At 69.4% G+C, this 21928-nt stretch carries 19 protein-coding genes; 11 read left to right on the top strand and 8 right to left on the bottom strand.

Annotated elements, in window-relative coordinates; genetic code table 11:
* Window positions 1-59: 59 nt before the first annotated feature.
* Window positions 60-1883 (top strand): putative bifunctional diguanylate cyclase/phosphodiesterase, encoded by a 1824-nt coding sequence (locus K8940_RS04145; protein ID WP_411675580.1) that lies wholly within the window; start codon window positions 60-62, stop codon window positions 1881-1883.
* Here the strand turns inward: K8940_RS04145 and K8940_RS04150 are convergent.
* From K8940_RS04150 to K8940_RS04170, 5 genes are all read right to left on the bottom strand, one after another.
* On the bottom strand, window positions 1784-2824 hold the full coding sequence (locus tag K8940_RS04150; RefSeq protein ID WP_223393265.1) for a beta-eliminating lyase-related protein: 1041 nt from the start codon (window positions 2822-2824) through the stop codon (window positions 1784-1786). The two genes, K8940_RS04145 and K8940_RS04150, sit on opposite strands and share 100 nt — an antisense overlap.
* Window positions 2825-2888: 64 nt before the next feature.
* A complete protein-coding gene (locus tag K8940_RS04155) occupies window positions 2889-4184 on the bottom strand; it encodes an O-acetylhomoserine aminocarboxypropyltransferase/cysteine synthase family protein (RefSeq protein WP_223393266.1) in 1296 nt (431 codons plus the stop codon).
* A 99-nt stretch (window positions 4185-4283) separates the two neighbouring features.
* On the bottom strand, window positions 4284-5423 hold the full coding sequence (locus tag K8940_RS04160; protein WP_223393267.1) for an epoxide hydrolase family protein: 1140 nt from the start codon (window positions 5421-5423) through the stop codon (window positions 4284-4286).
* Between the two features lie 117 nt (window positions 5424-5540).
* Complete coding sequence (locus K8940_RS04165; RefSeq protein ID WP_223393268.1) at window positions 5541-6437, bottom strand: EamA family transporter; 897 nt, start codon at window positions 6435-6437, stop codon at window positions 5541-5543.
* Window positions 6438-6534: 97 nt separating this feature from the next.
* Window positions 6535-7140 carry a TetR/AcrR family transcriptional regulator gene (locus tag K8940_RS04170; protein WP_223393269.1) on the bottom strand — a complete coding sequence of 202 codons (606 nt, stop codon included), beginning with the start codon at window positions 7138-7140 and terminating at the stop codon, window positions 6535-6537.
* Window positions 7141-7228: 88 nt separating this feature from the next.
* Between K8940_RS04170 and K8940_RS04175 the strand changes: the two genes are divergently transcribed.
* On the top strand, window positions 7229-8614 hold the full coding sequence (locus K8940_RS04175; RefSeq protein ID WP_223393270.1) for a carotenoid oxygenase family protein: 1386 nt from the start codon (window positions 7229-7231) through the stop codon (window positions 8612-8614).
* 204 nt (window positions 8615-8818) lie between these two features.
* Entirely contained in the window at window positions 8819-9874 is a 1056-nt protein-coding gene (locus K8940_RS04180) for a DUF2855 family protein (protein WP_223393271.1), read from the top strand.
* 155 nt (window positions 9875-10029) lie between these two features.
* On the opposite strand, the gene K8940_RS04185 is transcribed toward K8940_RS04180, so the two are convergent.
* On the bottom strand, window positions 10030-10734 hold the full coding sequence (locus tag K8940_RS04185; RefSeq protein WP_223393272.1) for an ArsR/SmtB family transcription factor: 705 nt from the start codon (window positions 10732-10734) through the stop codon (window positions 10030-10032).
* Window positions 10735-10817: 83 nt separating this feature from the next.
* On the opposite strand from K8940_RS04185, the gene K8940_RS04190 reads away from it, so the two are divergent.
* Both K8940_RS04190 and K8940_RS04195 read left to right on the top strand, forming a co-directional pair.
* Complete coding sequence (locus K8940_RS04190) at window positions 10818-12152, top strand: MFS transporter (protein ID WP_223393273.1); 1335 nt, start codon at window positions 10818-10820, stop codon at window positions 12150-12152.
* Between the two features lie 61 nt (window positions 12153-12213).
* A complete protein-coding gene (locus tag K8940_RS04195) occupies window positions 12214-12813 on the top strand; it encodes a methyltransferase domain-containing protein (RefSeq protein ID WP_223393274.1) in 600 nt (199 codons plus the stop codon).
* Window positions 12814-12907: 94 nt separating this feature from the next.
* Here K8940_RS04195 and secA read toward each other — a convergent pair whose 3' ends face one another.
* The gene (gene secA, locus K8940_RS04200) at window positions 12908-15676 is read right to left on the bottom strand and encodes a preprotein translocase subunit SecA (protein WP_223393275.1); all 2769 of its coding nucleotides are present in this window, start codon (window positions 15674-15676) and stop codon (window positions 12908-12910) included.
* Window positions 15677-16088: 412 nt separating this feature from the next.
* Between secA and K8940_RS04205 the strand changes: the two genes are divergently transcribed.
* From K8940_RS04205 to K8940_RS04225, 5 genes are all read left to right on the top strand, one after another.
* Complete coding sequence (locus tag K8940_RS04205; RefSeq protein ID WP_223393276.1) at window positions 16089-17048, top strand: peptidyl-prolyl cis-trans isomerase; 960 nt, start codon at window positions 16089-16091, stop codon at window positions 17046-17048.
* Between the two features lie 11 nt (window positions 17049-17059).
* Window positions 17060-18538, top strand: a complete 1479-nt coding sequence (gene argJ / locus K8940_RS04210) for a bifunctional glutamate N-acetyltransferase/amino-acid acetyltransferase ArgJ (protein ID WP_223393277.1) — start codon at window positions 17060-17062, stop codon at window positions 18536-18538.
* The gene (locus K8940_RS04215; protein ID WP_223393278.1) at window positions 18535-19005 is read left to right on the top strand and encodes a hypothetical protein; all 471 of its coding nucleotides are present in this window, start codon (window positions 18535-18537) and stop codon (window positions 19003-19005) included. The genes argJ and K8940_RS04215 overlap by 4 nt, the downstream gene beginning before the upstream one ends.
* 143 nt (window positions 19006-19148) lie before the next feature.
* Window positions 19149-19682, top strand: a complete 534-nt coding sequence (locus K8940_RS04220; protein WP_223393279.1) for a hypothetical protein — start codon at window positions 19149-19151, stop codon at window positions 19680-19682.
* Between the two features lie 10 nt (window positions 19683-19692).
* On the top strand, window positions 19693-20373 hold the full coding sequence (locus K8940_RS04225; protein WP_223393280.1) for a lysozyme inhibitor LprI family protein: 681 nt from the start codon (window positions 19693-19695) through the stop codon (window positions 20371-20373).
* Between the two features lie 7 nt (window positions 20374-20380).
* Here K8940_RS04225 and K8940_RS04230 read toward each other — a convergent pair whose 3' ends face one another.
* Window positions 20381-21226: an oxidoreductase gene (locus K8940_RS04230; RefSeq protein ID WP_223393281.1), complete on the bottom strand. Its 846-nt coding sequence runs from the start codon at window positions 21224-21226 to the stop codon at window positions 20381-20383.
* 48 nt (window positions 21227-21274) lie between these two features.
* Here K8940_RS04230 and K8940_RS04235 point away from each other — a divergent pair, with 48 nt between their 5' ends.
* A complete protein-coding gene (locus K8940_RS04235; RefSeq protein ID WP_223393282.1) occupies window positions 21275-21916 on the top strand; it encodes a TetR/AcrR family transcriptional regulator in 642 nt (213 codons plus the stop codon).
* The last annotated feature ends 12 nt before the right edge of the window (window positions 21917-21928 follow it).

Raw genomic sequence — 21928 nt, forward strand, 5'->3', positions numbered from 1 at the left:
TATTAGCGCCTCGTTAGCCGAGGAAATGGTCCCTCCCGCTCGTAAGTGGAGGCGTAGCGATGTTCACCCTGAGGGACACCGTTTCTTCCCTGACGCCCGCGCGTCAGGACGATCTGGGCAAGGCCCTGTACGAGCGCTTCCGCGAGGAGCCCGACACCCTGATCGTGCCCGTGCTGGACGCCGAGGACCGCCCGATCGGCATCGTCGAGCGCAACGCCTTCTTCCTGCGCATGGCCGCCGAGTACGGCCGCGCCCTCTACGCCAACCGTCCGATCTCGTCGCTGATGGACCGCGAGCCGCTGGTCGTCGACGCCGACGCCGAGCTGGCCGAGTTCACCACCGACAGCCTGTCCTACCGCGCCTCGGACCTGCTGCGCGGCTTCATCGTCACCGAGAACGAGCGCTATCTGGGCGTCGGCACGGTGCTGGGGCTGCTGCAGGCCTCGAACGAGACCAACCGCCGGGGCGTGGCCCAGATCGCCCGCCTGGCCCACTACGACCCGCTGACCGACCTGCCCAACCGGGTGCTGTTCCAGAAGTCGCTGTCCGAGGCCCTGGCCCGCCGCTCGCGCAAGGGCGACCAGCTGGCGGTGCACTTCATCGACCTGGACCGCTTCAAGACCGTCAACGACACCCTGGGCCATCCGCTGGGCGACGCCCTGCTGCGCGAGGCCGCCGAGCGCCTGCGCAACTGCGTGCGCGACGGCGACACCGTGGCCCGCCTGGGCGGCGACGAGTTCGCGGTCGTCCAGACCGGGCTCTCGGACATGGGCGGCGCCACCCGCCTGGCCGGCCGCGTGGTCGAGGCCATGGCCGCCCCGTTCGAGCTGCAGGGGCACCAGGTGGTGATCGGGGCCAGCGTCGGCGTCGCCGCCGCCCCCTCCGACGGCGAGGACGCCGACGAACTGCTCAAGAAGGCCGACATGGCTCTCTACCGCGCCAAGGCCGACGGGCGCGGCGCCTTCCACTTCTTCGAACGGGCCATGGACGAGCAGCTCCAGGCGCGCCGCGCCCTGGAGCTGGACCTGCGCCGCGCCCTGGCGGACGGCGAGTTCGAACTCTACTACCAGCCGCTCTATCACCTGGACGACGAACGGGTGACCGGCTGCGAGGCCCTGCTGCGCTGGCGCCATCCCGAACGCGGCATGGTCTCGCCGGCCGACTTCATCCCCCTGGCCGAGGAGATCGGCCTGATCATGCCGCTGGGCGAGTGGGTGCTGCGCCACGCCTGCGCCGAGGCGGCCAACTGGCCCGCCCATGTCCGCCTGGCGGTGAACCTGTCGCCCGCCCAGTTCCGCGATCGGGGGCTGGTGCGCACCGTCGTCTCGGCCCTGGCCGCCTCGGGCCTGCCGGCCCAGCGCCTGGAGCTGGAGATCACCGAGTCGGTGCTGCTGCAGGACAGCGTGGCCAACATGTCGATGCTGCACGACCTCAAGGCCCTGGGCGTGCGCATCTCGATGGACGACTTCGGCACGGGCTACAGCTCGCTGAGCTATCTGCGCAGCTTCCCGTTCGACAAGATCAAGATCGACCAGACCTTCGTCCGCGACATCCTCGACGACAGCGACGCCATGGCCATCATCAAGGCCGTGCTGGACCTGGGCGCGTCGATGGGCATCGTCACCACGGCCGAGGGCGTCGAGACCCTGGAACAGATGAACGCCCTGCGCGGCCAGGGCTGCGCCGAGATCCAGGGCTACTTCATCAGCCGCCCCGCCCCGGCGGCCGAGATCGCCAAGCTGCTGGGCGTGGAGCGTCTGGCGGTGGCGGAAGAGGGCGCGGCCTACGCCACCCGCTTCAGCGCCGCGCCCAGGTCCTCGACCATCTCGGGCGTGGTGGCCCACGAGCACATGAAGCGCACCGCGCCGTCCAGGAAGCGGTAGACGAACCAGCCCTCGCCGCGCAGGCGCTCCAGGGTCGGCTCGTCCATCTCGACGAAGATCCCGTTGGCCTCCACCGGGTGCCGGATAGGGAAGGGCATCAGCCCGGCCAGCTTTTGCGCCATGGCGTTGGCGTGGGCCGCGCGGGCCGCCCAGGGCGTCTTGGAGGCTTGGCCGGCCTCGCCGTCCTCGCCCAGCAGGCCCAGCCACGGGGCGGCCAGGAAGCGGCCCTTGCTGACCAGCTGGCCGGCGTGCTTGAGGCGCGCGTCCAGGCGGCGGGCATGGGCGGGATTGAGGAACACGACGGCCTCGGTCGGGGTCGAGCCGGCCTTGGTGCCGCCGATGACCAGGATGTCGACGCCCATCCTGGCCACGCTCTTCAGGTCGAAGCCGGCGGCGACCGCGTTGGCCAGCCGCGCGCCGTCCAGATGGACGCCGCAGCCCTTGGCCTTCGCGGGCGCGATCAGGCCGCGCAGGTGTTCTTCCGAATAGACCGTGCCGTATTCGGTGGCGGTGGTCAGCGACAGGGCGGCGGCGGGCTGGTTGTACGAGACCTCGGGCCGGGCCAGGGCGGCCTCCAGGCTGGCCGGGTCGATCCGCCCCGACGCGCCGGACAGGCCGATCAGGCCAACGCCCTGGCCGAAGAAGCCGGGCGCCCCCGTCTCGTCGGTGCAGATGTGGGCGTGCTCGTGGGCCAGAACCGCCTCGTGCGGCTGGGCTAGAAGGGTCAGGGCGAAGGCGTTGGCGGCCGTGCCCGAGGCGGTGAACCGCACCTGCGCATCGGCGTCCAGCACGCCGCGGATCCGGTCGGCGGCCGCGCGGCTGACATGGTCCGTGCCATAGCCCGAGGCCGTGCCGGCGTTGGCGGCGACCAGGGCCTCGATGACCTCGGGCATGGCGCCGGCGACGTTGTCGGACGCGAAATCGTAGCGGGGGCTTTTCATGACCTCTGGATAGAGGCGCGGGCGGGCTCCGGGCAAGTCGGAACCCGCGCGGCTGGCGATCGGCCTACCGGGCCGCCGCCAGGGCCTGGGTCAGGTCGGCCAGGATGTCGTCGATATGCTCCAGGCCGATCGAGAGGCGGACGTAGCCGTCGGACACCCCGGTCGCCCGCTGCTCCTCGGCGCTCAGCTGCGAGTGGGTGGTCGAGGCCGGATGGATGGCCAGGCTGCGGGCGTCGCCGATATTGGCCACATGGTAGAACAGCTTCAGGCCGTCGATGAACGCGCGGCCCGCCTCGCGTCCGCCGGCCAGCTCGAAGCCGACCAGCCCGCCATAACCGCCGGAGAGATAGCGGTCGGCGCGCTCGCGCTGAACGCCGGTCTGAAGGCTGGGGTGGATCACCCGCGTCACGCCCGGCGTCTGCGACAGCGTCTTGGCCACGGCCGTCGCGTTCTCGCTATGACGGGTGATGCGCAGGGGCAGCGTTTCGACGCCCTGCAGGATCTGGAAGGCGTTGAACGGCGACAGCGCCGCGCCCAGGTCCCGCAGCAGCACCGTGCGGGCCCGCAGGATGTAGGCGATCGGGCCCAGCGGCTTGGCGGCCTCGGCCCACACCGCGCCGTGATAGCTGGCGTCGGGGGTGTTCAGAGTCGGGCTGCGCTCGGGATGGGCGGTCCAGTCGAAATTGCCGCCGTCGATGATCACGCCGCCGATCGAGGTGCCGTGGCCGCCGATGTACTTGGTGGTGGAATAGACGACGATCGCCGCGCCATGCTCCAGCGGCCTGGCCAGCAGCGGGGCGGCGGTGTTGTCGACGATCAGGGGAACGCCCGCCTTGCGGCCGATCTCGGCGACCTCGGCGATCGGGAAGACGGTCAGTTTCGGATTGGGCAGGGTCTCGGCGTAGTAGGCGCGGGTGCGCGCGTCGGTGGCGCGGGCGAAGGCCTGCGGGTCCTCCGGATCGACGAAGCGGACCTCGATCCCCTGGTCGCGCAGGGTGTTGGCGAACAGGTTCCAGGTGCCGCCATAGAGGTCGGTCGAGCTGACGATGTTGTCGCCGGCGCGGGCCAGGTTCTGGATCGCGAAGGCCGACGCCGCCTGGCCCGAGGCGACGGCCAGGGCCGCGGCGCCGCCCTCCAGCGCGGCCAGGCGCTGCTCCAGGATGTCGATCGTCGGGTTGCCGATCCGCGTATAGATGTTGCCCAGCTGGCGCAGGGCGAACAGGTCGGCGGCGTGCTGGGTGCTTTCGAACTGGTACGAGGTCGTCTGATAGATCGGCGGCGCCACCGCCCCCGTCGCGGGATCGGCGCGCCAGCCGGCGTGCAGAGCCAGGGTCTCGGGGTGAAGCTTGCGGTCTGACATCGGCGTTTCCTGTTGCTCTTCCTGACAACGACGCCGTGACCTTAGTCGCCCGAACGCCCACGAAGAGGTCCGTTATTCTCGCCGCCCGGCCAGAAAATCTTAGGTCGAGCGCGCCCAGTCCCGAACGTCCTGGACGAATAGCCCGGGCTCTTCCATCGCCGCGAAATGGCCGCCGCGCGGCTGGTCGGTCCAGCGGGTGATGTTGTAGGCCCGGTCGGCCCACGAGCGGGGCGGGGGCTTGTAGATGCTCTCGCCGGGGAAGTTGGCGAAGGCGGTCGGGGTCTCGCAGCGCTGGCCTTCGGCCAGGACCGGCCCGCCTTCCTCCAGCATGGCGCGGTAGTACCAGGCGCCGGTCGTGAAGCTGCCGGTCATCACGTACAGCATGACGTTGGTCAGCAGCTGGTCGCGGCTGAACACCTGCTCGAACGGCTTGGTCGAGAGGTCGGCCCAGTCGTGGAAGCGCTCCAGGATCCAGGCGGCCTGGCCAACGGGGTTGCTGGCCCCCAGCCAGGCGACGGACTGCGGCTTGCTGGCCTGCAGGCGGAAATAGGCGCCCCACAGGTCCATCTGGGCGCCGAAGCCGGTGATCCAGTTTATTTCCTCGGGCGTCTGGGGCGGACCGGCCGGGCGCAGGCCGATCATGTTCAGGTGGATGGCCTTGACGTGCGTGGCGTGGTCGAGACCCAGCCACGAGGTGACCAGCCCGCCCCAGTCGCCCCCCTGGGCCAAGTAGGTTCCGTAGCCCAGTTCGCGGGTCATCAGCGTGTCGAAGATTCTCGCCGTCGCCCGCTGGCCCAACGGCCGTTTCGGCTTACCCGAGAAGCCGAAGCCCGGCAGCGACGGGATGACCAGGTCGAAGGCGTCGGCCGGAACGCCGCCGTGGCGCGAGGGAAAGGCCAGGGGTGCGATGGCGTCCCAGAACTCGAAGTGGCTGCCCGGCCAGCCGTGGGTGATCAGCAGCGGCCGCTTGCCGCCGGCCTCGCCGACCACGTGGACGAAGTGGATGTCCAGATCCTCGATCGTCGCCGTGAACTGCGGGAAGCGGTTGAGGTTGGCCTGGGCGGCGGCGACGTCGAAGCCGTCGGTCCAGTACGCGCAGAGGTCGCGCAGAAAGTCCGCGTCGCAGCCATACCCCCAGCCGCCGCCTTCCGGGGCGGGCGGGAAGTCATAGGCGCGGACCTGGGCGAGAACCTTGTCGATGGCCTCGCGGCTCCAGTTCACCTCGAACGGCGTCGGCATGGCGGCCCTCCCTGGTTTTCGGAGAGGGTCGGCCGGGTGACGTGGGGGAGGTCAAATCAAACTGTGTCATCCCGGATAGCCTCTGCAAGGCTTCCGGGATGACACGGAACTGGGACCTCAAGCCGCCGCCGCCCTCCACGCCCGCACCTTCGGCCACAGCATGTTCACCGCCAGGCCGGTCAGCACCAGGGCGGCGGCCGCCAGTTTCCAGGCGGGCAGGCCCTCGCCCAGCAGCAGGGCCGAGGCGCCCATGCCGAACACCGGGACCAGCAGGGCCATCGGGGTGACGGTGGCGGCCGGGTGGCGGGCCAGCAGCCAGCCCCAGGCGGCGTAGCCGAACATGGTGTTGCCCACCGCCTGCCAGGCCACCGCCAGCCAGGTCGAGAGGCTGGCGCCAGTCACGCCCTTGACGATGGCCGGCCAGCCTTCCAGCCACAGCGACATGGCGAAGAGCGGCGGGATCGAGAACAGGCTGGCCCAGACGACATAGCCCAGCATGTTCACGGAGCCCGCCTGGCGCGCGACGATGTTGCCGGCCGACCAGCTGGCCGCCGCCAGCAGCACCAGCAGCACGCCCAGGGGCGTGGCCGAGCCGCCGCCGTGCGCGGCGATCAACACGATGCCCGAGGCGGCCAGCAGCAGGGCCGCGATCTGGAAGCCCTGCACCCGCTCCTTGCTGATCTGCATGGCCATGCCGATGGTGAAGAACACCTGGGTCTGCACGACCAGCGAGGCCAGGCCCGGCGAGATGTGACCCTTCATGGCCACGAACAGCAGGCCGAACTGCCCCGCCCCGATCAGCACGCCATAGGCCGCCAGGTTCCTCCACGACACCGCCGGCCGCTTCACGAAGAAGGCCATCGGGACCAGCACCAGGCAGAAGCGCAGGGTGGCGAACAGCAGCGGCGGCAGGTGGTCCAGGCCGATGCGGATGACCACGAAGTTCGTCCCCCAAACCGCCACCACGGCCAGGGCCAGCAGGAAGTGGCGCAAGGGCAGGGGCGTGTTGGTCATGGCCGTTCCGATCGCAGGCGGGGACAGGCTTCCGGACTTGAGCCCTCACGCGGAGCGGAGCAATGGAAACATTGTCTCGATGACAATGCTCCCCGCCTCAGGGCGCGGCGATGCCCAGGCCTCGGACCAGGGTGGTCAGCGCCAGGGCTCGCAGCCGCGCCGGATCGATGGCCGGCGACAGCTTGCCGGTCAGCTGCAGCATCAGCATGCCGTGCAGCACCGACCAGAACAGGTGGCCGATCAGCTCGGCGTCGCCGTCCAGCAGGCCGGCGGCGATCATCGCCTCGACATGGACGGTCATGGTGCGGCGGGCGCGGACGATGGCGGCCTGCAGCTCGGGATAGTCGCCCTCGGTCGGCTGGTTCAGGTCGAACATCAGGCGATAGGCCAGGGGCTCGGCCAGGGCGAAGTCGACATAGGCCTGGCCGGCGTTGCGCGAGCGATGCAGCGGGTCGGCGGGGACCGCCATGGCCGTCTCCAGCCGCGCGGCGAAGCGGGCGAAGGCCGCCGTGCGCACGGCCGCCAGGATGGCGTCCTTGTCCTTGAAGTAGCGGTAGGGGGTCATGGGGCTGACGCCCAGGGCCTGGGCCAGCTCGCGCATGGTCACCGCCTCGATGCCGCGCTCGGCGAACAGGCCCTCGGCGGCGTCGCACAGGCGGCGGCGGAAGGCTTCGACGTCTTCGGACGACAGGACGCGGGGCACGCGAGAATCCCGATTGACTCACTCAGCCGCTTACAACATAAATTTACATTGTAAACAATAAGCGCGTTCCAAAACGGGAGGTCCGGTCATGGACGGTGACGTGCGTATCAACCCCTTCCTCAGCGGCAATTTCGCGCCGGTGCGTAGCGAGGACGACCTGGTCCTGCCGGTCACGGGCGCCTTGCCGCCGGGTCTGCGCGGCACGCTCTATCGCAATGGCCCAAATCCGCAGTTCGATCCGCGCGACGCCAACTACCACTGGTTCGTCGGCGACGGCATGCTGCACGCCTTTACCGTGGGCGACGGCCAGGTCCGGTACCGCAACCGCTGGGTCCGCACCAACAAGTGGACCCTGGAGCACGAGGCCGGGCGAGCCCTGTTCGGCAGCTGGGGCAACCCGATGACCACCGACCCCTCGGTGCTGGGCGTGATCAGCGAGGGCGTGGCCAACACCAACATCATCACCCACGGCGGCCATCTGCTGGCGCTGGAGGAGGCCCACGCGCCGTTCGAGATGAGCGGCCCGGACCTCGAGACGGTCGGCCAATACGACTTGGGCGGCAAGGTCACGGCCCATCCCAAGACCTGCCCTTTCACCGGCGAGCTCGTCTTCTTCGCCTATGCCGACGACGCCATGCCGCTGTCGAACAAGATCAGTTGGGGCCTGGCCGACAAGGACGGACGCCTGCTGAAGCGCGAGACCTTCGAAGCCCCGTACTGCGCGATGATCCACGATTGCATCGTCACCGAGCACCATATCGTCATCCCGGTCCTGCCGCTGTCGGGCAGCCTGCCGCGCGCGATGAGCGGCAAGCCCGCCTTCGCCTGGGAGCCCGCGCTGGGCGGCCATCTGGCGGTGATCCGCCGCGACCAGGGCGTTTCCAGCCTGCGCTGGATCGAGGTCCCCGCCTGTTACGTCTTCCACGTCATGAACGCCTTCGAACAGGGCGAGACGATCGTCGCCGACGTCATGCGCTATGACACCGCGCCGCTGTTCCCCAATCCCGACGGGACCAAGGGCGAGAACGCCGCCGCCTATCTGACGCGCTGGACGATCGACCTGGCCGCCGGCGCGGTGGCCGAGGCGCCGCTGGACGATACGGCCGGCGAGTTCCCCCGCTTCGACGAACGCTTCGCCGGCATGCCCTACCGCTACGGCTGGCTGGTGGGCCAGAGCCTGAAGCCTGGCGACTTCCGCTCCAACATCGTCGTCCACCTGGACCTGGCGACCGGCGCGCGGAAGACCTGGACGGTCCCGAAGGGCGACGCGATCTCGGAGGCGGTCTTCACCCCCGCCGGACCCGACGCCGCCGAGGGCGAGGGCTGGCTGACGGCGGTGATCTATCGCGCGGTCGAGGACGTCAGCGAGTTCGTGGTCTTCGACGCCCAGGCGGTGGACAAGGGCCCGATCGCCGGGGCGAAGCTGCCGCGCCGCGTGCCGTTCGGGTTCCATGGGCAGTGGGTGAGGGGATAGATCTCCTTCTCCCCTTGCGGGAGAAGGTGGCGCGCAGCGCCGGATGAGGGGTTGAAAGGCGTGTCCGACGGGCCGGCGCGACCCCTCACCCGACCGCCTTCGGCGGCCACCCTCTCCCGCAAGGGGAGAGGGATGAATTCAAACAATTGTTTGACTTCTCGCGGACCTGACCGCCTACTCCGCGCGAATGCCAAGGAGGCTCCGATGGCCTGGGATTTCCTCGTCGCCAAGTCCGACCTGCGCCGCACCGAATTCCGCGAGGTTGATCCGCCGCCGCTGGAGGCGGGCCAGGTCCGGCTGGCCATCGAGAGCTTCGCCCTGACGGCCAACAACATCACCTACGCGGTGTTCGGCGAGGCGATGAAGTACTGGGATTTCTTCCCGGCGCCAGAAGGCTTCGGCCGCGTGCCCGTGTGGGGTCACGCCCAGGTCGAGGCCTCGGCCCATCCCGAGATCGCGGTCGGCCAGAGGTTCTACGGCTACTGGCCGATGTCCACGCACCTGACGGTGCAAGCCAAGGTCGGCAAGACCGGCTTCACCGACGTCTCGCCCCATCGCGCGCATCTGGCGGTGGTCTACAACCAGTATCAGGCGGTCGGGGACGCGGATGGGCTGGAGGCGCACAAGGCGCTGCTGCAGCCGCTGTACATCACCTCGTTCCTGATCGAGGACTTCCTGGACGAGAGCGCCCTGTTCGGCGGCAAGTCGGTGGTGCTGTCCAGCGCCTCGTCCAAGACCGCCATCGGGCTTGCCTACCTGCTGAAGCAGCGCGGGGCGGCCAAGGTGGTGGGCCTGACTTCGCCGCGCAATGTCGGCTTCGTCGAGGCCTTGGGCTACTATGATCAGGTCGTGACCTATGCCGACCTGCCGACGGCGGCGATCGAACGGCCGGCGGTGTTCGTCGACTTCGCCGGCGACGCTGGGGTGCTGAGGGCGGTCCACGAGACCTTCGGGGCGGACCTGGCCTTCTCGCTGCTGGTGGGCGGCACCCACTGGGAGGCCCAGAAGGGCGGCGGCGAGCTGCCCGGCCCCAAGCCGGTGTTCTTCTTCGCCCCCGACCGCATCGCTAAGCGCCGCGTCGACTGGCCCCCGGGCGAGTTCGAGACACGCTACGGCAAGGCCTGGGCCGGGTTCGTGAAGGATGCGCCACGCTGGCTGACGGTCGAACGCGGGCAGGGCCAGGCGGCGATCCAGGCGGCGTTCGCGGCGCAGGTGGATGGTGGGACTAGCCCCGACACGGGCGTGGTGTTGGCGCCTTAACCCCTCTCCTCCCCATTAGGGGGAGGTGGATCGGCGCGACTACGCGCCGAGACGGAGGGGGTCCGCGAAGCGGTTCTGCATAGGCCGCGCCCCAAAGTCCCCTCCACCGCCGTTCGGCGGTCCCCCTCCCCCAAAGGGGGAGGAGAGTGGGAAACCTAAGCCGCCACGCGCCCCTCGTCCTCCAGGCTCACGCCCAGCCGCTCGCGCAACGCCGCCGCGCCATCCGGGGTCAGCCGCACTGCGCGGCCCTGGGCCTCCAGCGCCAGCCACCCCCGCGCGGTCATCGCCTCCAGCAGCTTGACCCCCAGCGGCCCGGCCAGGTGATGGCGGCGCTCGGTCCAGTCCAGGCACTGGCGGGCCACGCCGCGCGGCGAGCGCAGGGCGTCGACCGCGATCCCCAGATCCTCGAACCAGCGTCGGCCTTGCGGCGTGACGTCATAGAGCTTCTCCGTCGCCGGGCGGATCAGGTCGCGCTCGACCAGGGCCTCGCAGACCCTGACCCCCAGCCGCCCCGCAAGGTGGCCGTAGCAGCAGCGGGCGTCGCGCAGGGCGCGGGCCTTGGGCGAGCGGGGAACCTCCAGCGAGCGGACCGGCGCGGCCAGCACCGACAGGGCCTCGATCGCGTGGGCGACTTCGGCGCTGGCCAGCCGATAGTAGCGGTGGCGGCCCTCGCGCTCGACGGCCAGCAGGCCGCCGTCGACCAGCCTGGCGAGGTGGTTGCTGGCCGCCTGGGCGGTGACGCCGGCGGCCCAGGCCAGGGCGCTGGCCGGCTGGGCGCGGCCGTCCTGCAGCGCCTGCAGCATCGCCGCGCGGGTCGGATCGCCGATCAGGGCGGCGGGGGTGGCGATGTTGGCGTCCATGTTCGCATCATACCGCCATCGCTGGCGGAATGGTTCATCGGCGCGTGTAGCATCCAGGCGGCGGATCAGGGCAAGTCGAGACCATGAGCCGATCCCGCCTGCCTCTGATCACCGCCGCCGCCAGCTTCGGCTTCTTCGTCACCCAGCTGGACGTGACCATCGTCAATGTGGCGCTGGACGCGATCGGCGCGGCGTTCGATGCGCCCACCGCCCAGCTGCAATGGGTGGTCGACGCCTATGTGCTGGCCCTGGCGGCGATGCTGCTGTCGGCCGGGGCGATTGGCGACCGCGTGGGACCGCGCCGGGCGTTTGTGGCGGGCCTGGTGCTGTTCGGCGTCGCCTCGGCGGCCTGTGGTTTCGCGACCAGCCCCTTGATGCTGATCCTGGCCCGCGTGGCCCAGGGCGCGGCGGGCGCGCTGCTGATCCCGCCGTCCCTGGCCTTGATCGCCCACGCCGCCCATGGGGATGACAAGAGGCGCGCCTCGGCCGTGGGCTGGTGGACGGCGGCCGGCGGGGTGTCGATCGCCGTCGGGCCGGTGCTGGGCGGCCTCTTGGTCGAGACGCTGGGCTGGCGCTGGGTGTTCTTCGTCAACCTGCCGATCTGCGCGCTGGGCGCGGTCCTGACCCTGCTGGTCGCGCCGCCGACCCCGGCCAAGCCGCGCATACCGCTGGACATCCCCGGCCAGGCCCTGGCCGTCGCCGCCGTCTCGTTGCTGGTCGGCGGGCTGATCGAGGGCGGACATCGGGGATGGACGGGGGCGCCGCTGCTGGCCCTGGTCGCGGGCGGCCTTCTGGCGGTCGCCTTCGTGCTGTTCGAGCGCCGCGCGGCCCATCCCGCCATGCCGCTCAGCGTCTTTCGCCAGCGCCCGGCCTGGACGGCGGTGGTGGTCGGTTCGGCGCTGAACTTCACCTATTACGGCCTGATCTTCGTCCTAGGCCTCTACATGCTGCGCGCCCTGCACTGGAGCCCGTCGCGGGCGGGCCTGGCCTTCCTGCCGCTGACGGCGACCTTCATCGTCTCCAACCTGGTCAGCGGCGGGCTGGTCGCTCGGTTCGGCGCGCGGACGGTGACGACGGCCGGGGTGTTGGTCGCCGCCTGCGGCTACGCCCTGACCGCGCGGCTGGGCGTGGACAGCGACCTCATCCAGATGCTGCCCGGCTTCGTCCTGATCCCTGGCGGCATGGGCCTGGCGATCCCGGCCCTGACCAGCGGCCTGCTGGCCAGCGTCGACCGCCACGAGGCCGGGGCCGCCTCGGGCGCGCTGAACGCCTGCCGCCAGGTCGGCGGGGCGGCCGGGGTGGCGATCTTCGGGGCGCTGGCGGGCGTCGACGCGGTGGCGGGCCTGCGAAGCTCGGCGATCGCGGCGGCGGTCGTGCTGGTCGCGGCCGGCGCCCTGGCGGCGCGCGTCCGCGCTTGACCGCAGGCGCGGTTCGCCGCCTGCTGGGGCCCCGACGAATCCCGTCCGGCCGAGGCCCGCGATGCACGAATCCAGCAAGTCCGTCTTCCACAAGATCAAGGATTCGCGCTACGCGACCCGCTACATCGTCGGCGACGGCATCGACATCGGGGCCGGCGAGGACACGATCGGCCAGTACTACGAGTTCTTCCCGCTGATGAAGTCGTGCCGGGGCTGGGACCTGCCCGACGGCGACGCCCAGCTGATGGAGAGCGTGGCCGACGCGACCTTCGACTTCGTCCACTCCTCGCACTGCCTGGAGCACATGCGCGACCCCAAGGAAGCGCTGGAGAACTGGCTGCGGATCCTCAAGCCGGGCGGCCACCTGGTCTGCCTGATCCCCGATGAGGACCTGTACGAGCAGGGGGTCTTCCCCTCGACCTTCAACACCGACCACAAGCACACCTTCACGATCTTCAAGAAGGCCTCGTGGTCCGGCGCCAGCATCAACCTGACCGAGTTCCTGGCCAGCCTGTCGGCGAACGTCGAGATCAAGAAGATCGAGTTGATGGACGCCACCTTCCGCTACGAGCTCAACCAGCGCATCGGCGTCGACCGCTTCGACCAGACCCGCACGACGGTCGGCGAATGCGCGATCGAGTTCGTGCTGAAGAAGCTCTGAGGAGAATCCTTCCTCCATCAAGGGGGAGGGCTCAGAAAGCAAAAAGGCCCGCCCTGGTTTCCCAGGGCGGGCCTTTGAACTCAGGGGTTCAAGCCTAGACCAGCGAGCCGTGGCACTGCTTGAACTTCTTGCCCGAGCCACAGGGGCAGGGGGCGTTGCGGTTGGTGCGTTCCCAGTCTTCCGGCAGGGCCGAGACCGGCAGGGCCTCGCGCTGCTGGGGCGACAGGCCGTCCGGGATGGCGCCGGCGACGGCGGCGTTCTCGCCGGTCAGCGGGTCCAGGTGGACCTCCTGCAGGCCCTCCAGCGGCGTATGCGGGATCTCCGGCTCGGCATAGGCGATCTCGACCGTCATCAGCCAGCGGGTGGTGTTGGTGCGCAGGTCGCCCAGCAGCTTCTCGAACAGCGAGAAGGCCTCGGTCTTGTACTCGTTCAGCGGATCGCGCTGGCCATAGCCGCGCAGGCCGATGACGTTGCGCAGGTGATCCAGGTGCATCAGGTGCTCGCGCCACTGCAGATCGATCATCTGCAGCAGGAAGTTCTTCTCGACCGAGCGCATCTGCTCGGGCGTGATGATCACTTCGCGCTGGGCGGCGTATTCGTCGGCCGCCTTCTGGATGCGGTCCTTGATCTCCTCGTCGGCGATGCCTTCCTCGGCGGCCCACGCCTCGATCGGCAGGTCCAGGCCCAGGATCGACTGGACGCGTTCCTTCAGGCCTTCGACGTCCCACTGCTCGGCATAGGCCTTGGGCGGCAGGTGGCGGGCGACCAGGTCGTCGATCGTGTCCTGGCGCATCTCGACAATGATGTCCGAGAGGTCGTCGCTCTCCATGAACTCCTGGCGCTGCTCGAACACGGCCTTGCGCTGGTCGTTGACGACGTCGTCGTACTTCAGGAGGTTCTTGCGGATCTCGTAGTTGCGCTGCTCGACGCGCTTCTGGGCGGTGGCGATGGCGTTGTTCAGCCACTTGTGGGTGATCGCCTCGCCTTCCTGGACGCCGAAGGTGCGCATGATCGCGTCCAGGCGCTCGCCGGCGAAGATGCGCAGCAGGTCGTCCTCGCACGACAGGAAGAACTTGCTGCGGCCCGGGTCGCCCTGACGGCCGGTGCGGCCACGCAGCTGGTTGTCGATGCGGCGGCTCTCGTGGCGCTCGGTGCCCAGCACGAACAGGCCGCCGGCGGCCAGGGCCTGGGCCTTGCGGTCGGCGATCTCGGCCTCGAGCCGCGCGCGTTCCTCGACCTCGTCCTCGTGGGTGATCTCGAGGCCCATGCCCTTCTGCTGCTGGCGCCAGTTGAACAGGCGCATGTCGATGCTGCCGCCCAGCTGGATGTCGGTGCCGCGGCCGGCCATGTTGGTGGCGATGGTCACTGCGCCGGGCACGCCCGCGTCGGCGACGATCAGGGCTTCCTGCTCGTGGAAGCGGGCGTTCAGCACCTGGTGCGGGATGCCCTTCTGCTTCTTGCCGTCGTTCTCGAACGAGAAGCTGGACAGCAGCTTGGACAGCTCTTCGGACTTCTCGATCGAGACGGTGCCGACCAGGATCGGCTGGCCGCGCACGTGGCAGTCGGCGATCTGCTTGAGGATGGCCTCGTTCTTCTCGCGCTCGGTGCGATAGACCTCGTCGTCGTCGTCGATGCGCTGGATGGTGCGGTTGGTCGGAATTTCCGAGACGCTCATCTTGTAGATGTCGTCGAATTCCTGGGCTTCGGTCGAGGCCGTGCCGGTCATGCCCGACAGCTTCTTGTAGAGGCGGAAGTAGTTCTGGATCGTCACCGAGGCCAGGGTCTGGTTCTCGGGCTGGATGTCGGCGCCTTCCTTGGCCTCGATGGCCTGGTGCAGGCCTTCCGACAGGCGGCGGCCGGTCATCATGCGGCCGGTGAACTCGTCGATCAGGATGACCTCGCCGCCCTTGACGATGTAGTCCTTGTCGCGCGTGTACAGCACGTTGGCGCGCAGGGCCTGGTTGACGTGGTGCACCACCGAGACGTTGGCCGCGTCGTAGAGGCCCGCCGAGTCCTCGGCCAGGTGGCCGCCCGACATCAGGATCTCCTCGATCCGCTCCTGGCCGTCCTCGGTCAGGATGACCTGCTTCTGCTTCTCGTCGTGGTCGTAGTTGGTCTTGTCCAGGATCAGCTGCTTCACCAGCACGTCGATCGTCTTGTAGAACTCGCTGCGGTCTTCGGTCGGGCCCGAGATGATCAGCGGGGTGCGGGCCTCGTCGATCAGGATCGAGTCCACTTCGTCGACGATGACGAAGTTGTGGCCGCGCTGGACCATCTCGTCGACGCTGTAGACGAGGTTGTCGCGCAGGTAGTCGAAGCCGAACTCGTTGTTGGTGCCGTAGGTGATGTCGCTGCGGTACGCGCGCTGACGCTCGCCTTGGCTCAGGCCGTTGACGATGACGCCGTAGGACAGGCCCAGGAAGTTGTAGATCTGGCCCATCCAGTCGGCGTCGCGGCGGGCCAGGTAGTCGTTGACGGTGATGACGTGGACGCCCTTGCCTTCCAGGGCGTTCAGATAGGTCGGCAGGGTGGCGACAAGGGTCTTGCCTTCACCCGTGCGCATTTCCGAGATGCCCGAGAAGTGCAGCACCATGCCGCCGACCATCTGGACGTCGAAGTGGCGCATGCCCAGCACGCGCTTGGAGGCCTCGCGCACGGCGGCGAAGGCTTCGTTCAGAAGGTCGTCAAGCGTCTCGCCCTTTTCCAGGCGCGCCTTGAACTCGGCGGTCTTGCCCTTCAGGGCCTCGTCCGAGAGGGCGGCGTACTCGGGCTCGTAGGCGTTGATCTTCGCGACGCGCGCTTGGAAGGTCTTGACCTTGCGTTCGTTGGAAGAGCCGAAGAGCTTTTTGGCGAGACCAAGCATGCGGGGGGAATCCGAAGGACGGTTTGACGTGGAGGCCGGCGCTAAGGCTTTACGGGCCTCGACTACGGGAAACGGAGCCGCAGCAGGATCAGCGGAAAATCCGCTTCTCCAGTGCGGCCGGAGACTTAAGCACCGGTCATCTTGGTGTCAACGCGAAGACCCCGGCGTAAGTAAGGCTTTCGGGCCGGTTAGTGGCCGTCCCGCCTCAGTTTTCGCAAGAGCGCGTTAGGGTTAGGCGTGAGCGCCTAACCCGCCCGAACGCGCTCTCAATGCTAGAAGATCGAGCCTGTTTATCCGGTTTGGATGGGTCCATCCAAACCGTACAGGCTCGAGCCCGAACGCTTTGTGTGGCGAAGCCGTTTCCACTCGGCGAGAAACCGCGCTAGAGCCCATTGCAACAAAGCCGGAGATCTTGGCCTTGAAGACCACTTTCCGCCTCATGGGCGTGCTCAGCGCCTGCGCCCTGCTATTGGTCGCCTGCGGCCAGAACAAGGTCGCCGAAAAGCCGCCCGAGCCGGGCGACACCGCCGTGGCCCGCGTCAACGGCCAGGTGATCTGGGCCAGCGACGTCAAGCGCGAGGCCGTGGCCCAGGGCCTGATCAGCGAGGGCGAGCCGCTGGACGTCTCCAGCGAGGTGTTCCGCCAGCGCCTGGACGAGGTCATCGACCAGAAGCTGCTGGCCGCCGAGGCCGCCAAGCGCAAGATCGACAAGGACCCGATCGCCCAGCGCCGCCTGGCCGCCGCCCGCGAACGCATCCTGGGCGACATGCTGGTCGAGGGCGTGGTCGAGAAGGCCGTCACCGAGGACGCCATCCGCAAGCTCTACGCCGAGCAGCAGAAGCTCTCGAAGCGCTCGGAGGAGATCCGCGCCCGCCAGATCATCGTCGGCAGCCAGGCCGAGGCCGAGAGCGTCAAGAAGCTGCTGGCCTCGGGCGCCTCGTTCGACGCCTTGGCCATGGAGCGCTCGACCGACCAGGCCACCCGCTTCAACGGCGGCGACCTGGGCTATTTCACCCTGGACGTGATGCCCGAGCCCTATGGCGTGGCCCTGAAGGACGCCCAGAAGGGCGCTCTCGTCGGACCTTTCGCGGCCGAGGGCGGCTGGGTCCTGGTCCGGGTCGAGGACAAGCGCACCGAGGAGCCGATCACGCTCGAGGCCGCCCGGCCGCAGATCGTCCGCTTCCTGACCTATGACCAGGTCCGCGACATCCTCGAAAAGCTGCGCGGCTCGGCCAAGGTCGAGATGCTGATCGGCAAGGCCCAGGACGCCTCCGTCACCGGCGCCCAGGAACCGGCCTCGGCCCCGCCCGAAGCGCCGGTCGGCGCCCCGGCCTCGGCCCCGCCGCCTCCCGCCCAACCCGCCAAGAAGTAAAGAAGCGGTTCATGACCAAGACTCCCAAAGCTTCGGGCAAGAAGACAGCCGCGAAGGCCCCTGAAGTCGCGTCGGCTTCGGCGACGTCCAATCCCGTCGCGGCCGCCGGCGCCGCCATCGAGCGCGCGCTGGTCGACCCGCTGACCTCGGCCCTGAAGCGCGCTGGCCTGCGTCGCGCCCAGAAGTCGGCCAGCGAGGGCTCGCCCGGCGTCGCGGCGCCGGCCAAGCCCGCCCCCGCCGGCGCCGGCAAGCCGGGCCTGGCGATCTCGCCCCTGGCCGTGCCGTTTCCGCTCATCCCGCCGATCCCTGGCGTCGAGATCGCCACCGGCCGCGCCGGCTTCTACAAGCACGAGCGCGAGGACCTGCTCTTGATGCGCTTCGCCGAGGGAACCTCGGCGGCGGGCGTCTTCACCCGCCACGGCGTCGGCTCGGCCCCGGTCGACTGGTGCAAGCGCCAGCTGGCCGCCAGCGGCGGCGCGGATGTCCGCGCCCTGGTGGTCAACGCCGGCTGCGCCAACAGCTTCACCGGCAAGCCGGGCGCCGACGCGGTGCGCCGCGTGGCCACGGCCGTGGGCAAGCGCCTGGACTGCCGCCAGCGCGACGTGATGATGGCCTCGACCGGCGTCATCGGCGTCATCCTGGACGACAGCAAGATCACCGCCCGCCTGCCCGAGGTCGAGGCGCGCCTGACCGCCGACGCCTGGGCCCAGGCCGGCCGGGCGATCATGACCACCGACACCTTCCCCAAGGGGGCCTACGCCACGGCCCTGATCGACGGCGTGGAAGTGAAGATCGCCGGCATCGCCAAGGGCTCGGGCATGATCGCGCCCGACATGGCCACCATGCTGGCCTTCGTGGCCACCGACGCGGCCATCGCTCCGGCGGCGCTGCAGACCCTGGTCAGCCTCTACACCCGCACCACCTTCAACTGCGTGACGGTGGACGGCGACCGCTCGACCAATGACACCCTGCTGCTGTTCGCCACCGGCCAGTCGGGCGCGCCCAAGATCAGCCGTCCGGGCGACAAGCGTCTGGCCGACTTCCGGGAGAAGCTGGAAGGCGTGCTGCTGGACCTGGCCTTGCAACTGGTCAAGGACGGCGAGGGGGCGACCAAGTTCGTCAAGATCACCGTCAACGGCGCCGAGAGCCCGGCCTCAGCCCGCAAGATCGCTCGCACCATCGCCGAGAGCCCGCTGGTCAAGACCGCCTTCGCCGGCGAGGACGCCAACTGGGGCCGCATCGTCATGGCCGTGGGCCGCGCCGACGAGCCGGTCGCCCGCGAGAAGATCAGCGTCAAGTTCGGCGACCTCTACGCGGCTCGCGACGGCCTGATCTCGGCCGAGTACGACGAGGCCAAGATGAGCGCCTACGTCAAGAACCAGGAGTTCGAGGTCAGCGTCGACGTCGGCGTCGGCCGGGGTTCGGCCACGGTCTGGACCTGCGACCTGACCAAGCAGTACGTGGCGATCAACGGGGACTACCGCTCATGACACCCGATCAGGAAGCCGCGCTCCTCGACAACCTGGCCAGCGTCTGCCGCGAGGCCGGCTATGTCGTCGAGGCGATCGATCGCGGGCTGGAGGTGTCCGGCGGCGAGGATGAGGGCGCCTTCTACCTGCTGCCCGACCACGGCTGGCTGCAGGCGCGCTGCCTGGTGCTGGCCCCCGAGGACCTGAACGAGGCCCGCGATCTGACCGCCCTGTTCGAGACGGTGGCGCGGGCTCAGTTCCGCCTGATCGGCTGCCGGTTCGGCTATGACGCCGAGACCGGGCTGTGGCTGGTCGAGGATCTCTATCCGGGTTTCGAGGCCGCCAGGGTCCCGGCCGTGCTGGAGCAGCTGACCTTCATCTGGGACGCGCTGGAGGATCTTTTCGAAGCCGCCCTGGCTGGGACTGTGCCGGGCGAGGACGCCTTCGACGCGGCCTTCGATCTGGAAGCGGCCACGCCCACTCACTAGGCGTTCGATGCGCGCTCGGGCCAGTTGATCGAGCGCATTGAGGTCCGGCGCGCTATAGCTTCACCTTAAGGGGGCGAGCGGCGGGAACTCCAAGCGGTGCTTGCCGTTCCTGATCGGTGTTCACCCGGGTGGAGGGCGTTTTGATGTCTCGGAAGCTGTTGATCATGATCGGGGCGGGCCTGCTGCTGGCCACTTCGGTTCACGCCCCCGCCGCCCTGGCCCAGGTCAAGCCGCCCGCGACGCCCGACGAGCCCGGCGGCCGCTGGGGCGAGGCCAAGAAGAAGGCCGTCGACATCGGCAGCCAGCCGGCCCGCGACGTCGGCATGTCCAAGCGCGAGATCCCGCCGATCCTCGAGAAGGCCTTCAACGACCCCTACAGCCTGAAGGGCCTGAAGACCTGCAAGGCCCTGGCGTCCGAGGTGACCAACCTGAACGCCGTGCTGGGCGCGGACTATTCGGTCGGCAACGAATATACCGAGAACCGCGCCGGCAAGCTGGCCGAGGCGGGCGGCAAGACCATCATCAACAGCATCATCCCCTTCCGCGGCCTGGTCCGCGAGGTGACCGGCGCGGCGCCGGCCGACCGTCACATGAACGCCGTGGTCGACGCCGGCCTGGCCCGCCGCGGCTTCCTGCGCGGCGTGCACCTGAAGCAGGGCTGCAAGACCAAGTTCTGAGGCGTTCGGCATGAAGCGCGCAACGACCGCCCTGCTGGCCGTCGCCCTGCTGGCGGCCCCGACCCTGGGGCGCGGCGCGGACGGGCCGGCCATCGACGCCGAGCGGGAATACTCGCCCGCCTACGCCCGCTGCCTGAAGACCGGCGACGCGGCCAAGGGCGTCACGGTCGCCATGGCCAGCTGCGCCAACCTGGAGCTGGGACGGCAGGACAAGCGCCTGAACGCCGCCTATGGCGCAGTGATGGCGCGACTGTCGCCGGCGGCCAAGCAGACCCTGCGCGACCAGCAGCGCGCCTGGATCAAGCGTCGCGACGCCGAATGCGCCGAGAACCTGACCGGCGGCACGATCGACATGATCGAGCGCGCCGAGTGTCATCTGCGCAAGACCACCGAGCGGGCGGTCGAGCTGGAGCGCATGGGCGCGGCCGACACCGTGACCGAGGTGAAGTCCGAAGCCCGCGCCTTCGCCCATGACGGCGGCGCCGTCGACCTGCTGGTCATCGGCCCGGCCGCCAAGACCCTCTACGACCGCCTGCCGGGCCCGGCCAAGCCCAGCGAATGCGGCGCGGCCGGCCTGCACAAGGGCGACGGCCGCATGACCTGCGTGAAGCTCGACACCGAACACAGCTGCCACGTCTGGCTGAACCCGGCCAAGCAGTCCCTGACGGACGCCGAGGACGACGACTGCTGAGACGGCGTCAGGCCGTGAAGCCGGTCGAGCGCGAGAGCGCGTCCCAGGCCTCGATCTCGGCCTTCATGGCCTCCAGCTTGCGGTCGACCAGGGCAAGGGCGTCCTCGCCGAGAAACAGCCTGGCCGGCGGGTTTTCCAACGTGACCAGGGTCAGCAGGGCCTCGGCGGCCTTGGCGGGGTCTCCAGGCTGGGCGCCGCTCTTGGCCTGGCGCGCGGCGCGTATGGGATCCATCACGCCGTCGTAGTCGGCGATGCTGCGAGGCGTTCGGTCCATCGAGCGGCCGGCCCAGTCGGTGCGAAACTGGCCGGGCGCGAGGGTCGTCACGCGCACGCCGAACGCGGCGACCTCCTTGCCCAGCGACTCCGAAATACCCTCCAGCGCGAACTTGCTGCCGCAATAGAAGCTGATCCCGGGCATGGTGATGAAGCCGCCCATCGAGGTCACGTTGATGATGTGGCCGCGCCGGCGCTGGCGCATGGATGGCAGCACGGCCTTGATCATGGCGACGGGGCCGAAGACGTTCGCCGCGAACTGGCGCTGCAGATCGTCCAGCGACGATTCCTCCAGGACGCCCTCGTGGCCGTAGCCGGCGTTGTTGACCAGTACGTCGATAGGACCGGCCTTTCGCTCGGCATCGGCGACGGCCGAGGGGATGGCCGCGTAGTCGGTGACGTCCAGCACCAGGGGGAGGGCCCGGTCCGGGGCGAGGGCGGCGAAGGCTTCGGCGTCCGCGGCGCGTCGCACCGTGCCGACGACGCGGTGGCCGGCCGCCAGGGCGCCGACCGCGAAGGCCCGGCCCAGGCCCGAGCTCACGCCCGTGATCAGAAAGGTCTTCGGGTCGATGTCGGACATGGTCGTCTCCAGGCTATCGCAATATCTATATCTTGATATAGTTATAGCATGACAGGTCGCAATACCCACTCCGCCGCCGCCGTCCGGGGCGAGCCGGTCCGCCAGCGCGTGATCGACGCCGCCGAGCGGCTGCTCCGCCAGGACAAGGCCGACTTCTCGATGCGCGACCTGGCCGCCGAGGCCGGGGTGAGCTTCGCGACGCCGTTCAACCAATTTGGCTCCAAGGCCGCGATCATGCAGGCGCTGTCGGCGCGCCGTATCGAGGCGATGGAGGTCCGCTTTGTCCAGGCCGCGCCGTCCGGCGACGCGCTCGATCGCGTGCGCCTGGCCATCGACACCGCGGCGGCCGTCATGCTGGAGGAGCCGGTCGTGAATCGCGCGGTGATGGGATCGCTAGGCGCGCCCAGCCCGACGCCTGGCCAGGTCTGGGCGCATTCGAAGGCCCTTTGGGCGCTGGCCCTGGGCGACGGCGACGGGATCGTGGCCGAGCGGCGCGAACAGGCCCTGAGCGTCCTGCCGGGGCAGTTGGCCTTCGCATTCCGAGGCGTGCTGTCCTTCTGGACCGCCGGCGAATTGCCCGATGACGCATTGGCCGCCAGCGCGCGGGACGTCGCGGTCGCCCTGATGCGCGGCTGCATGGAACCGTCCCGCTTGCCTCCGCCCGCGCAACAGGCTCACATCTCCGCGTGACAGCGTCTCGGG

This window comes from Caulobacter segnis (genome assembly GCF_019931575.1).
In the GTDB taxonomy this organism is placed as follows: domain Bacteria; phylum Pseudomonadota; class Alphaproteobacteria; order Caulobacterales; family Caulobacteraceae; genus Caulobacter; species Caulobacter segnis_C.